A 14,714-nucleotide genomic window follows, 5' to 3' on the forward strand; every position below is an offset into this window, starting at 1 on the left:
CATGTCGTAGAAACTTGTAAACAAGAAGAAGGACTACCATCCCGTTAAAGGAAGTAGTTTTTAAACAGTTAAGAGTGTATGTACCAGCTCACTTATAAACTCTTAAGATTAGAGATAGAAATAGACGCAAAATACCTGCATCACTACAACATTATACAATGGGTATCTGCTACCGTAAAGAGTAAGTTGTGAATTCATTCCATTTCTTCACAAAAAGTTTACTTTCTTACTCCTAACAGCTCACTTGTTCCAACTTACATATGTTAAGACGTTTGAACACGGAAAAAGTTGCGCGAAAAACAAAATAATTTTCTTCAATTTTAATTATGTATATCGACAAACTTTACTCCGTTATGGCTCTATTATAGCCCAAGCCTGCCAGTTTCGTCGATGCTTAAGATTTTCCATATGAGAATCACATTTTCCACGTAATGGTAGACTAGCTATACTTTAAAGACTCTAGTACAAGCATACCTTGTACTAGAGTACTTTGCAAATAATTACAACCTTAGTATATGCAAGAAAGGTCAGAAGCGGCTGCCCGCCTCCGACCACCTTTTTGTTAGTTATAAATTTTAGGAAGCTTCTTGAGATCGAACATTACTTTTGTAATGATGATAGCCGCATCACTGCGAAGCAAGCGTGCTTTTGGTTCGAATACTGAACCATTCTTAGGGTTGCTAGCATCAATATACTTTCCTTGGATAAAGCCTTTTTTCTCGATGGCTATTACAGAAGGAATAGAGTAATAATCGAAGCTGCCGCTGTCCTTAAAGATTTTATCAAGATTGGTCTTAGCTTTAGCTGCGTTTGTCTCCAGCTTCAATTCTAGTGCGCGCGCAATAATAACTGCCGCTTCCTGGCGGGACAACTCTACGTCTTCGTCAAAGAAGCCAGGACGCTTACCATTAACAATATTTGCTCTTGCTAAGGTCTCAATATAGCGGTAATCATACAGGGCCGAAGCGTTGTAAGCGTTGGTGATTGTCTCCGGATAGTATGTGAAATGCATATCCCCCTGATAATTGAGCGGTATATCCAGTGCTCTTACGATCATTCTAGCGAATTCTCCGCGTGTTACGAAGCGATCACCGCCAAATACACCGATTGGATCAATCGCGTTCATAACGCCCTTGGCAAAAGCAGCTTCCATTGCTTCACGTGCGTAAGGATGATCTGTAATGTCATTGTATCCTCTGGTCATTTTAACAGCGACATAGTAACCAAACTTAGTAAACGGAACCGTGATCGTGTTCTTTTTGGAATCGACTACACCACCAATGTTTTCCCACATGCTGTTGTACGGATCAAAGCGGAACACTGTAACCGTAGTCGCTCCTGAAACAACGATGTTCGGATCATAAGCCAGCGTCAGCGATCCTGCAGCTGATGGCATTAATTCACGATCAAATTTGTCTAGACGATTGGCGAAGTTCTCCTTATACATACCTACAATATTATAGAAAGGGAACGGATCCATCCCAGCTTTGATCGGATCCAACTTAGCTGTAGACGGATCATCCGCTAAACCGCCGTCGATCCAAAACAACGGGCTTGCTTTGATATATTGCCGTGCCTGATCCTGGAAGCGATAACCGATATGCAAATTGCCTGTCGCCTGCGACTCTGCTGAGTAGTTCGGAATTTGGTTCTCGAATTGTCGGCGGTTAATAATACCGTCATCCGGATTAGCAATAGCAAACAAAATATCATGCTGATTGTAAATATGATTTTCGCCCTTAATAATGGAATCCAGATCTTTTCTATTAGGTCTGATCAGCTGTGTGTTTTTAGGGAACGTCAAAGTAAGAGCATTATTAAACACTTTATGAGATGCTGCCATCGTCTGCAGTGCTTGTGCGCCTGGAATATTAGTAGGCACGTACTTCACAATAAGCTCCTGCTTAATCGTATCCTTGCCGCGCGTGATTGTGAATGGAATTTTCGTGTCTTTATTCGCGCCTAGATTTTTATATACGTACCGGAAAGCTTCCTGATATTTCTCCTCACCAGCTACATAATTGATAAAGGTGATCTTCTCTGCCTGTTCTTTGCCAACCATAATAGAATCAGCGCCTGGAGAAGCAATAATAACCTCAGCATAGTTCATATTTGTAATTCTGTTCTCAGGCAATGGCGCCAAAATCGTATATGGAATGGAAACAGAGTTCACTTCCATACGATAAGTAGCACGTGGACCTGCCTCGCCGCTGTTGAACACGGAGATGACATACACCTGTGGACTGCCATCGATCGGCATCATCTGCTTTTTAATATCGAAGTAAAAGTATTCCTTGTCCACATTGTAGTAGAATTCAATTAGCGCATCTACGGTAGAAGCACTCTCTAGAACCACCATATTATTTTCTGTGGTCCGACCTACTTCAGTGCCATCATTTCTCACTGCAATAAAGCCCTTGCTAAGATCCCATTTCACTGGAGTTTTCCAGTTTGGCGAATCAATTACTACCATGTAGTTTTTACGGTCAGTCGCTAGTTGAAGCCAACGATTGTTAAAGTCTGTCTCTTTTCCTAAATCGATAAAATCAAACGTACCAAATACATTGAATTCAGCTTCTTTAGTCGTATACACGCTGCCATTGCTTGTAAACTTAGGGTCGCTCGGATTGCGCTGACCGCTTGTTGAATATGGATATACACCCTCTGTATCCGGTGCCGGAACGACAGGCAGATTTTTCGGCACAATTGTAAACTTCATTGTACTTTCATATAAATCTGTATTGTTTCGATAAACGAATTTCAACGTATTCTCGCCGGCTTTGTTAATTATTGCCCCTAGGTCCGGAACAGGATTACTGGATGTACCAGGTTTCGGTTCGAACTTAGTCTTAATCGTTGTCCCCGTCTGATTTGCAGCCACTTGCAATGGAATTTCTACATTATTAATATACATAAACACCGTTTGACGCTTGGTTACGCCGCCGGAAGTGGTATCTTCATACCAAATGTCATCTTCATTGGCTACGTTAAACAGTTGTCCTTTAAATTGGCCAAGTTTAGTAAGAAGTGACGGTATTGAATCAAACACGGCATCATATGACTCGGTCATACCATTTACAATCTTGTCAAACTTGACAAATGGGCCATATAAAAGCTTCGCTATAATAGTTTTCTTATCTAACGTTGCTTTCCCAGTCTCTTTGAACTCAAACGTAATTGAATTCGTTCCTGACTTAGGGAGCTTGCTGACTTCAATAAAGACACGCAGGAAAGGTACCTGTTGGTTGTCAATTTTTCTATACACAACTTCGTTAAAGGTTAACTGGCTAAAATTAATACCGGTATTGAGTTTGAATATATCGTTGAGATTACTTAAAGATGTATGGTTGCCAACAAGCACTTCTACAGCCATAGGCATTGAATAAACGTCCACTCCGCCACTAGGAATGCTTTGTCCTTGCAAGCCTTTTACACGCGATTCTGACATCGATTTATCATAACCGGATAAGTAATTTATTTCATGGATATAAGCCTTTGTATTATTCCTAACAGTAAAGTTGTATAAGTTAGACAATGAATACACTGTTTTATTAGGCGCTTTTATTCGCAAATTGTAATTAGCATCGAATTCAAGCTGCGGGAGCTCGACTTCAAATGTAACAGTAGAAAAATCAGGATTGTCTGTGGTATAGCTAATAATATTTGTGCTGCTTAAGCTAACATTTGTGATAGCTCCGCTTCCCTTCTGCAATTGAAGGGATATTAGCCTGGATAGTGCTGTCTTGTTAAGCGTAACCGTGTCGCCAGGATTTGCGGGATCAAATAATCTGTACAGCGGGAGCGGTACAATGGCTGTTCCCGACAAACTAATATGCCCAGCACCTACACTTGGAGCTTGAAAGTTCAAATTAGGCGTTAAAGATGTCGTTTGGGACGGATTCGCTGTATTGAACAGCTTCATGTCATAAAACGTTACTGCTCCATTATAAAAAGCAACTTGTCTTGTTGTTTCAGTTACTTGGCTGCCATTATGAACTTTAAAGGTAATTGTGTTAATACCTGGATCAATCGTTAATTGTGATGTACTGAATCTATTTTCAGAGGAAGCTGTCGACACATTAAAATCAAAGCTTCTACCGTTAATAATAACAGTAACCTTCTGAGCATTAGGCGCTTTACCTGAAATAACAATTGTTCCTTGGTTAACAGTATTTGTTTGCGTTGTATACAGCATCGTTACGCTGTCTTCAAACAGCTCATGCTCACGGTTCTCAAAGTTAACCTTCAAGTCATAGAGCATCGGACTGTCTCTGTACTCAATATAAATCGACTCTTCTACTCGGGCAGCTCCCGATATACCGGTAAACGTAATTTTATTCAAACCCGGGAACAGGATCAGACCAGATACAGTAATCCGGTTATCTCCTGTTGTTTGAATACCCGTGGTAATTTCTTCTGTTTTGTTTAATTCTTTATCATCGAGTGTAACCTGTTTTACGTTATAGCTGATCGTGTTGCCAACTATATCATGAATAGTTCCTTGCAATTGAATGGTCGAAGTAGATACAATTCTCGCACTTTGAGCTGTGTACTGCTCATTAGGGAAATTAAATCTTCGATTTTCACCCGGATCATTAGCTGCACTCGCACTCGGCGCAAGACCTGCTGCCGGAAACAGTCCGATCAATAAGGCGATTGCAACGATAATCGATAATACTTTTTTCAAAATAATGCTCCTCCCTCGTCCTATTAGTCAGATGATCTGTTCTATTCTCTATAGACGCACTCACCGCCAAAAAGTTCTGTACTTTTGTTATCGGCACTATTTTGTCAGATGTTTAGAGATGTTAGCGAATCTTCTTCATAAAAAAAAGCTTCTACTCCGTCCGCCCTCTCGGGCTGGCTCGAAATAGAAGCTTCAGTAATTCATTATTATTTATAATAAGAATAATTAATATAATAGCTATTACTTGCCGCGCGATGGCGTGTCCACCTTCGCTATACGAACTTTAATACGGTGAAACAAATTAATGAGCGGCTTGCGGGTTTTGTCCACGATGCCTGTAACCTCAGCGCCCAGCTGCAAGAAGAATAAGAGCAGGCAGATAACGACAAAGGTGATCCAGTTGGCTGCGTTAGATTGGACAACGGCCGATTGAATAACGGCCAGGACGCCGAACACAGCGCTCACGCCCCAAATGATAAGCACGGTGCGCTTGTGGCTGAAGCCCAGATCCTGCAAGCGGTGATGCAAATGCTCCTTGTCTGGAGCGAATATCGGCTTCTTGTTCACCCAGCGTCTTACGATAGCAAAAAATGTATCGGTAAGCGGTACGCCGATAATAAGAAGCGGTGTTACAAACGATACGATCGCGACCTGCTTGAAGCCAAGCATGGACAGTGTCGCAAGGCTGAAGCCAAGGAAGAGCGCTCCTGAATCGCCCATAAATATCTTGGCCGGATGGAAGTTAAATACCAGGAAGCCGATAATACCGCCAAGCAACAGCGTGCTGAGCAGCATAACAGGCTGATTGCCCATAATCAGGGCCATAACTGCAATCGTGGCAATAGCAATTCCGGATACTCCGCCTGCAAGGCCGTCAAGACCATCGATCAGGTTGATGGCGTTAGTTACGCCGACGATCCATAGAATCGTAATCGGTATACCGATCCACTCTGCAACTGGCTGCATCGTTTGGCCAAACGGCACATTAACCAAATCGATATGAACATCAAAGCCGAATACTACGACGCATGCTGCAATAATTTGCCCGAGCAGCTTAACCTTTGCCGAAAGCTCGAAACGGTCGTCCAGCGCTCCTAATAGAATAATAATTGTGCCGCCCACCAGCAGCGCGTTAATCATATTCAAATCCTTAGGGCGCAATAGACCTTCTGGAATAAATGGCGATAGTGCAAAATATGCTGCTACAAATCCGATATAGATGGCCAAGCCGCCTAGCCGAGGCATAATCCGCGTATGTACCTTCCGGTGATTAGGCTTGTCTATGGCTCCAACGAAAAAAGCGAACTTTTTAACTAACGGTGTCATGACTACTGCAATAAGAAGTGCAACTATAAAACCGATAAAATAAAGAATGCCAACTGGCATAAGAGCAACTCTCCTTTTTCGACCTGACGAAATCCGTGACTCCGAATGAATTATACTCCTAAAGAGCTATAATTTCCATCCCTTTTTCTAGAGATTAAAAGGAATTAAGATTAGATTTTCGTCATTTTAAGGTTGTTTTGTTACTTTTTCTTTATCTCTCAGCACGTTCACTACAAATTTCGGCAGTGCAAGCATACGTCCGAAGCGCTTCGGCTCTTGCAAAAGCCGGAACAGCCACTCCAGCTTCAGCTTCTGCACAAGCATCGGCGCACGCTTCAGCTTGCCCGAAATAACATCAAAGCTGCCTCCGACACCCATAATAAGCGGAACGCCCAGCTGCTCGCGATGCTTCACGATCCACGGCTCCTGCGTTTCAGCGCCGCGCGCTACGAACAACAGCTGCGGCTCCTTCTGCTTAATATGCGCAATGACCTCCTGGTCCTCGTCCGCGCCGAAAAAGCCGTTGCGAGCGCCTACAATCTTAACTTGCGGATATTGCAGCTGCAGCTTCTCAGCTGCCGCATCAATAATTTCTTGCGTCGTGCCAAGCAAATAAGCTTTCCACTTGCGCTTCTCTCCTTGCTCCATCAAAAGATTAAGCAGCTCGATGCCCGCAATGCGCTCGGCAACAGGCTCGCCGCATTTCTTGGCAGCCCAAACAACGCCTACGCCGTCAGGAACGATTAAATCGGCTTTCTTCATCATTGTTTTATACGCAGGCTTCTCAAGCGCCGCCATGACCATGATCGGATTCGCTGTGATGACATGGGTTTGCTCGCCTGCTTCTATACGTTTTGTTAAATATTGTACCGTCTCATTCATTCCCATCTTGGAGAAGGGAATGCCGTAAATCGATACGCTAGGAACCTCTTTTGTCATGAGGAAATCACCTCGATCTATTATGACGCAAAAACTGTATCATTTGTTGCGCTGGTTGCTGGGATTGATGTCTTAATTGATCGATTGCTGCCTGATGCTGCTCCAGCCACGCCGCTTTCTGATCAAGCAGCCGGCAAGCCTCGTCTGCAAAAAGCCCGGCATCGAGCCGCTCAGTCGTACCTGTAGCGGACAGTCCAAGCCGAGCCAAAAATTGATCGATCTTAGGATCGTACGACAGGCCCAGCATCGGCACGCTCTGGTTTGCTGCATATATTAACGCATGAAGTCTCATGCCAAATAATAAATCGCAGCGGCTTACTTCAAGCAGCATGAGCTGCGGATCATCCTTCACATCGACTAATTCCATCTTGCAGCCATCGCCCAGTTTGCCTTCAAGCTGCTGCATAACCTTTTCAGAAGTAATGCGGTCAGGCGGCAAATGAAAGGGCAAAAACCGAATGCATACAGCACGGCGCTGTGACAATTCGATCAATGCAGCTGCCACTCTGTCCATATCCGCGCCATCGCTGCGCCAATCGCGCAGCGATACACCGACAACAGGAATATTGCCAGCTGGCTTATCCCGCAAGTTGTCCGCTCGATTGCTTCCGCTTGGCAGCGGCATGCCCATTACAGGATCGGGCACAAGCTCGATTCCCTCCGGCCGCACGCCAAGACTCGCCAACAGCTCCGCAGACTGCGCATCACGCACAGATACATAGGCGCTGCGCTTCATGACGTGGCGGATCATCGGCTTCAGCCAGCCCCGATTGACAGGTCCGATTCCCTGCGCATATATAAAAGTCGGCTTGCCCAGCCACTGGGCAAGCTTAATAACAGCTGCATAATAAGGAATCGTCTTCGAACTAGTAGCATCCTGCAGCAGGCTGCCGCCGCCGCTGATCAAGCCGTCACAGCTGCGCAGCGCGCCAAGCAGCTCTGCCGGGCGCATGCGATGCACAGCCTCTACCCCATACATTTGGCTTGTCCAGGCAGGGTCGGAAGACAATACGACCGGGACGATCTGCACCCCTTGCTTCTTCCCCTGCTCGTCCAGCGCCAGCAAAATAGACCGGAGCACAGCTTCATCCCCGCTATTTTTATATCCGTAATAACCGGAAATGGCTATGCTGAAACTTTTTTCATTACGTTTTTGGGCATCCATTTGCGCCAAGCTCCTTCCAATACCAGCCATACAGCTATAAACAAGCAGCCAATGATAAGACCGGTACCAAGTCCAAGCAGCGTACGTATGCTTGAAATGTAGAATGGTGTATGAATGTGAGTAAATGTGCTTACCATTGTCAATTGTCCGATTACGCCTGCAATAATGAGCAGCCAGGACGCACGATAACGCAGTGCAAGGAACAAGCCCAAAAGCATTGGCGGATGGCCCAGCATGAACTCTTTGAACCGCGGCCTAACACCGAAGGAAGACTCCAGCCAATTGCGGATAAGCAGCTCTATTGCGGATACCTTGCCGGCGTTGCCTGTACGGGACAAATAATATAACCCTACCGCTGCCAGCACGACAGCGATACAAACCCAAAGCACCGTAATCGGCTGTGAAAGCGCACCGCGAATGCGCTTGATCACACCGCCAAAGCTATTCGTGCTGTAGAAGAACACATAAATCGCTACTAAAATAATTGGAGCAAAATGCAATACGCTCACGCCTCTAAATTGCTCAAGCACAAGGCTGTACGTAATATTGTTCAGCAGTCCGGTTACTAGCGGAACAGCAGATAAAGAGATAAGTGTAGCTACGATAAACCAGTTCAGTGCAAGGCCAAAGCGGCGCTTGATCGACTGATTTGGGAAAATCCATTTCGTTTCCTGTCCAGACTCAGAAACAGAAGGCGATTCCGTCCAAACCTCGCCGCCAACCATTCTGCGATCCCCGATCGTTCTCGCGTATATTCGGTTAAGCACCCAAATAACGCCGAGCGTTGGAGCTGCTACGGCAGCCCCTAAGGCCAGTCCCTGCTCCAGCAAGGAGCTGTTAAGAACAAACAAGCCTGCGGAGCCAATCAAACCTAACACGAACACTGGAATAATAACAGCAGGTATAAACGCAGCTATAAGCAGCGCGATAATCGCAACCGCACCCAGCGCAACTACTGCACGGAGCGGCTTGTCCCAAGACGGCACGCTATAAGTGAATGCTTGCGCCTCGCCAGGAGGAAAGCCTGCTTCCGTCAGCTGCTCGATTACGCCATTCTCGCCGCCCATAATGGAGGCAAGCTTGTCCGCGGAATGAATAAGGCCAGTACGCTGCGGATTTTGCTTAATCATCGTATTCAAGAAGAACATTCTAATGTTGCGGTCTTTGGCAGCAAGCAGAAAACGGTCGGCAATGCCTTCCTTCGTCATCTCAGCACTATCCTCTGGCGACAGCGAATATAATCTGGCTACATTATAGTCTGTAATAAAAGCAAGCTTGTTTATGCCTTGCTGCGGTTTTTTCAAGTTCTCAATAGCTACTAAACCGATGTTTTCCTGATTAAGCAGCTCGCCAAAGCTGTCCAAGCTTTTCAATTCAGCCTGGTCGGCAGCGCCTGTCGCCTTATCGCCGTCGAACAGCAATCTCTTCACGCCATATTGCTTCAAGCGGTTTAACTGAGCAGCTGCCTTTTCGGAATCATAAGGAATACGGTCTGTAGGTCTTGGCAAAATATTAAAGCCAAACTCCTTCAATGTTTGCAGCGTCATCGGATCGTAATCCATCGGCTTCAGCACAACATCTGCCGAAGCCTGTTCTATAACAAGGCCTTTGCGTCCTTCAAAGCTCCACGGGCTATAAGAAACCTGGAATGTATCCAAAGCATCCTTAATAATAGGAGCGATCAAACGCTCCTCTTCCGGTCCCGTAAATAAAACATAAGTAAAGTGAGTACGCTCGTCAGGAAACTTTCCTTGCAGCAAGGCAGCATCCTTCTCGTTGTAATACGTCAATCTGCCGGCTTGCATAAGCTCCTTTAGCGAGCTCTCGTAGACAGACATCGTTGTAATGCCCGCATCCTTTAGCAGCTGAAGATTTTCCTCCAAAAACTGCTGCGGTCTTGACTGATACTCTGATACTTCTATTAAATCCCGGTAATCAAATACATATTCTATCTGCTTGGACGAGCTTTCCATATCCATGCGCTGCACAGTAAGCGGAATAGCTGCTCCAACACCTAATATTACTAATGCCACTAAGATCAGCTTCGTCAGCTGGTTCAATCGATGCCATTTCCCTCGCACGTTCATCCCCCGTTCTTTTATAGCGCAGATTAACTCAAACGATCGACTCGTGCCATGACTTCAGTCTGCAACGATTGCATCCGAGTATCCGCTTCTGCGGCAGTTTGACCTTTTACAGCAAAATAAACTTTAATTTTAGGCTCTGTTCCGGAAGGACGAAGACAGAACCAGGAACCGTCTGCAAGTATAAATTTCAATACATTTTCCTTGCGCAGCCCATCAATGCCTTGGCTGTAATCCAGCGCTTGAACAACGCTGGAGCCGGCTGCCGCCGCAGGCGGAGCTGTACGCCAGTCTTCCATAATAGCTGCAATTTGAGCAACCCCGTCCATCCCTTTCAGCGTACGGGATTGCTGGCTTTCCTTATAATAGCCAAAGCGTTCGTAAAGCTCTTCAAGCACATCAACAAGCGTTTTGCCCTGCTTGCTGTAATAAGCAGCAGCCTCGCAAATAAGCATAGTCGCTACAATGGCATCCTTGTCTCTTGCATAGTCTCCTGTCAAGTAGCCGTAGCTTTCCTCATAGCCAAACAAGAAGGAGCGCTCCTTGGTTTGCTCATAGCGAGTCATTTTTTCCCCGATATATTTAAAGCCGGTCAAAGTATTTTCAACCGATGCTCCGAACGATTGTGCCACAACGGCACCCAGCTCGCTCGTCACAACCGTTTTAATAACTACGCCATTTCCTGGCAAACGATTCTGACGCTGCAGCTGCTCCAAAATATAATAAATCATAAGTGCTCCGGATTGATTGCCGCTCAGCACCTCAAAGCTGCCCGATTTGTTTTTTACAATTGCCCCCATGCGGTCGGCATCCGGATCGGTTCCAACAATAATATCGGCTTGAACCTCTTCAGCCAGCTTGAGCGCAAGCGCAAAAGCATCCTTCTCCTCCGGATTCGGAGACTTCACTGTAGGGAAGCTGCCATCCGGATCCCGCTGCTCCGATACAATATGAACCTGGCGGAAGCCTATTTTTTTCAACGTTTCGCGTACAGCCATATGCCCTGCCCCATGAAGCGGCGTAAAAACGATGTTGAACGCATCGCCAAGCTCGCCCTGCAGCAGATCGCCGCACAGACTTTGCGCCGCGACCGTTTCAATATAGCTTTCATCCGCCTTTTCATCCAAATATGCAAGAAGCCCGGCAGCTATCGCCTGCTCCTTGCTCACACGCTTTACAGCATGAAAGCCGGTAACATGCGCAATAGCCTCTATTACTTGTTCAGCTTCCTCAGGTATAAGCTGTCCGCCGTCAGCGCCATAGGCCTTGTAGCCGTTATATTCAGGAGGATTATGACTTGCCGTAATGACAATGCCGGCCGAAGCGTTCAGCAGGCGCACGGAATAAGACAGCTGCGGAGTAGAACGCAAACTGTCAAACAAATACGCTTTAACGCCGTTGCCAGCTAACACCAATGCCGCTTCCAGCGCAAATTCAGGCGAAAAATGCCTGGAGTCATGGGCAATAACGACCGAAGGCGGTGCTGCAGCATCCGTTGCATGACGAGCCAGCAGCCATTCCGCCAGACCTTGCGTTGCCTTGCCAACCGTATATGCATTCATCCGATTCGTGCCAGCGCCTATAACACCACGCAGCCCGCCTGTGCCAAATTGCAAATCGCGGTAAAAGCGGTCCGCAATTTCCTTCTCGTCGCCTGCGATTGCTCTGAGCTCTTCTTTTGTATGCTCATCAATCAACGCATCATTAAGCCAACCATTATATTTTAACATCCACTCTTCGCTGGATTTCATTGTCATTAGTCAAAACCTCTTTCTATCGTTCTTATTCCGTACTTTTTCGGAACTAACATCTGAACGCTGCCCGTCATTATGACGGGTCACTTAGAGCAAACATAAGCTCGCCTTCAGCAACGACCTGATCGTCTACCTTGGCTGTAGCCTTGCCCTTGCCAATCGAGCCTTTTAACCTTGTAATCTCAACCTCAAGAATTAAGGTGTCGCCCGGCTTTACCTGTCCTCTGAAGCGGAATCCGTCAATTCCAGCAAAAAAGCCCAGCTTGCCGCGGTTAGCCTCCACCTGGAGCATAGCAACAGTGCCTACTTGTGCCAAAGCTTCTACAATAAGAACTCCGGGCATAACCGGATATCCTGGAAAATGTCCTACGAAATAAGGCTCATTCATGGTTACATTTTTTAAGCCGACTGCACGAACGCCTGCCTCCACCTCTAAAATACGGTCTACAAGCAAAAATGGCGGACGATGCGGAATGATTTCTTGAATTTCTGTTATATTAAGCAAAATAAAAAACCCCTCTCCATATTCATAAGTATAAAATAAAGCATTTAAAGAAAAACTATACATATCCTTCATAAAACTGCAGTTTATGGAGGTTGAGATAGAGGAGCTTGATTACTGACCCGAAGTGTCTGTAGTCAAGCTTCTTTCTGTATGGCGCTATGTATCAGAGGCAACGCGGTTAAGTGTCTTATACATAATCATATACACAAACATCGTAATAAATGAGAAAGCAATGACGATCCATAAGAAGGTTTGGGCAAATGAAGCTTCGAAGAATATAAACATAATAGCAATATACAATAATACCGTCGTCAATTTTCCCATCCAGTTCGCAGGTACCGTTTTCTTGCCGCGGAAGTGAGCGCGAAGGCCAGCTCCTATCATGCTAAGATCACGCAAAAACATCGCCCCGGCAGCATACCACGATATATGGCCGGTCAGCACTAGCGATATGATAACCGTAATGAGCATGAGCTTATCTGCCAGCGGATCGAGCATAATGCCGATCTGCGTGATTTGACCGCTGCGCCTTGCAATATATCCATCCAGTACATCCGTAATGCCTGCTGCTGCAACGATTAGAAAGGCTGGTATCATATGGCCGCTCATAAAGACGCCTATATATATGGGTATGAGCACAAAACGCAACGATGTTAAAAAATTAGGCAAATTCAATCCCTTCACTCCCTCCTGCCCATTCCTAAAGTACCTTAATCATCCCAAACTATTATAAACTACCTTATTGTAAAATGAAAACAAGAGATGCCCTGCCAAGTCGCCCATGTCGATTGCAGAACATCTCTTGCTCAAGCTATATATACAGCACCCTTATGATTCTGCGAATATCAAATCATACAGATGGCGCCATGTAGGCCATTGAAATACTTCTTCCTTAGGCTGCTCACCCAACACAGTATAACCAATATACAAGCCTGCTACCAGCATAATGATCATGATGATCGGCACAATGCTCTTACGAAGTATCCACAGCAAAATACGAACGCCTAACGGACGTTCATAATACTCATCCTCAGCCAGTTCGTCTTGCCCGCTCTGCTTATCAGCAGCGGAAGCCTTATCGGATCTGGCGCTTTCGCCCAGCTCCGCCTGCGCCCGAGACGATTCCGGTATTCGAATATTGCCCTCCGGCACGCGTTTTGAATCATCGCCATCCCGCTGCGAGCTGCTCATGGCATACCCGCCAATAGCTGCATTCGGACGATTGCTGCTATAGGTCTGTACACGACTTAGCCCTGCGGCTGAGCGTGTGCCACGGTCTAGTCCTCTTGAATAGCTATTGCTAGTTGTTTGATTCGCGAACCCGGTTTTGCTCTGAATTCGTTCATCGGCCATACGTATCACCTTCATCCTGCTCCTACGCGCGCATCGTGTTAGCAAGTCCCATCATCGTATCACTGGACGATAAGGCTCTTGCTGCCAATTGATAGGCCCGCTGAACACTCAATAATTCGGTCACTTCATCCGCCAGCTCGACATTGGATGCCTCAATACTGCCCTGCAGCAAAGCGATGCGATTCTCCTCGCTAGGTACAACCTGCTGCAGCACACTGTCTCGATTGAGACCGTCAGCTACGACGAATAAATTATCAGCTACCGGCGTTAATGCCGCTGAACGCATAACCTCCAGCACCTTAATGCTGCCCAGCGTTCTAGTCGCGCCTGTGTCCGACACCGCAATTACCGTACCATCTGGATCGACACGCATTGTATGCCCCTGCGGCATAACAATAGGTCCTTCAACGATATTTCCGAATTGATCGGGTACACGAGCTATAACCGGATAACCTTCTGCCGTTGCGAGAATAGTATCACCGTTTGCTCTCACCGTCAACTGAAAGGCGCCATTGCGAGTAAATGCGCGGGTTCCTGCATCATCCGTTTGAACCTCGAACAGCGCATTGCCTTGAATAGCTATATCGGTCGAAAGCCCTGTCTGTTTAATGGAGCCTTGGCTAATATTAATCTCAAGCATGGACATTCTTGCGCCCCAGCCCTGATTGTAGCCCATAGGCGACAGACGGCCATCTTGTCTAAAAGCTTCCGGCTGCTCCTTGACATTGGTAAGCAAGTCTTCAAAGGAAGACTGCTTGCGCTTGTAGCCGATTGTATCCACATTGGCTACATTATCAGCAATCGCATCAATTTTGCGCTGCATAGCATTCATTGACACCATTGCATTAATCATAGAACTATTCATAAAATTGCTACCTCCTGTTACAGCGGTTGAATGGTC

10 protein-coding genes are annotated in these 14,714 nt (G+C 46.1%); all 10 read right to left on the bottom strand.

What is annotated here, in order from left to right; genetic code table 11:
* Positions 1-562 precede the first annotated feature (562 nt).
* The 10 genes from V1L65_RS03730 to V1L65_RS03775 all read right to left on the bottom strand — a co-directional run bounded on the left by V1L65_RS03730 (position 563) and on the right by V1L65_RS03775 (position 14,678).
* Positions 563-4,687 (bottom strand): S-layer homology domain-containing protein, encoded by a 4,125-nt coding sequence (locus V1L65_RS03730; protein ID WP_331697723.1) that lies wholly within the window; start codon positions 4,685-4,687, stop codon positions 563-565.
* 240 nt (positions 4,688-4,927) lie between these two features.
* Complete coding sequence (locus V1L65_RS03735) at positions 4,928-6,073, bottom strand: glycosyltransferase family 4 protein (protein ID WP_331697724.1); 1,146 nt, start codon at positions 6,071-6,073, stop codon at positions 4,928-4,930.
* Positions 6,074-6,199: 126 nt separating this feature from the next.
* Positions 6,200-6,952 carry a WecB/TagA/CpsF family glycosyltransferase gene (locus V1L65_RS03740; protein WP_331697725.1) on the bottom strand — a complete coding sequence of 251 codons (753 nt, stop codon included), beginning with the start codon at positions 6,950-6,952 and terminating at the stop codon, positions 6,200-6,202.
* 7 nt (positions 6,953-6,959) lie between these two features.
* Positions 6,960-8,117, bottom strand: a complete 1,158-nt coding sequence (gene csaB, locus V1L65_RS03745) for a polysaccharide pyruvyl transferase CsaB (RefSeq protein WP_331697726.1) — start codon at positions 8,115-8,117, stop codon at positions 6,960-6,962.
* Entirely contained in the window at positions 8,078-10,198 is a 2,121-nt protein-coding gene (locus V1L65_RS03750; RefSeq protein ID WP_331697727.1) for a DUF5693 family protein, read from the bottom strand. Before V1L65_RS03750 ends, csaB begins: the two co-directional genes overlap by 40 nt.
* 29 nt (positions 10,199-10,227) lie before the next feature.
* Positions 10,228-11,952 (bottom strand): phospho-sugar mutase, encoded by a 1,725-nt coding sequence (locus V1L65_RS03755; RefSeq protein WP_331697855.1) that lies wholly within the window; start codon positions 11,950-11,952, stop codon positions 10,228-10,230.
* 76 nt (positions 11,953-12,028) lie between these two features.
* Positions 12,029-12,460, bottom strand: coding sequence for a 3-hydroxyacyl-ACP dehydratase FabZ (fabZ, locus tag V1L65_RS03760; RefSeq protein WP_331697728.1), 432 nt, complete (start codon positions 12,458-12,460; stop codon positions 12,029-12,031).
* Positions 12,461-12,616: 156 nt separating this feature from the next.
* Positions 12,617-13,135: a CDP-alcohol phosphatidyltransferase family protein gene (locus V1L65_RS03765; RefSeq protein WP_331697729.1), complete on the bottom strand. Its 519-nt coding sequence runs from the start codon at positions 13,133-13,135 to the stop codon at positions 12,617-12,619.
* A gap of 153 nt (positions 13,136-13,288) precedes the next feature.
* Positions 13,289-13,828: a DNA-directed RNA polymerase subunit beta gene (locus V1L65_RS03770; protein ID WP_331697730.1), complete on the bottom strand. Its 540-nt coding sequence runs from the start codon at positions 13,826-13,828 to the stop codon at positions 13,289-13,291.
* Between the two features lie 7 nt (positions 13,829-13,835).
* Positions 13,836-14,678 carry a flagellar hook-basal body protein gene (locus V1L65_RS03775; RefSeq protein ID WP_331697731.1) on the bottom strand — a complete coding sequence of 281 codons (843 nt, stop codon included), beginning with the start codon at positions 14,676-14,678 and terminating at the stop codon, positions 13,836-13,838.
* Positions 14,679-14,714 lie beyond the last annotated feature (36 nt).

This window comes from Paenibacillus sp. IITD108 (assembly GCF_036541265.1).
In the GTDB taxonomy this organism is placed as follows: Bacteria; Bacillota; Bacilli; order Paenibacillales; family Paenibacillaceae; genus Pristimantibacillus.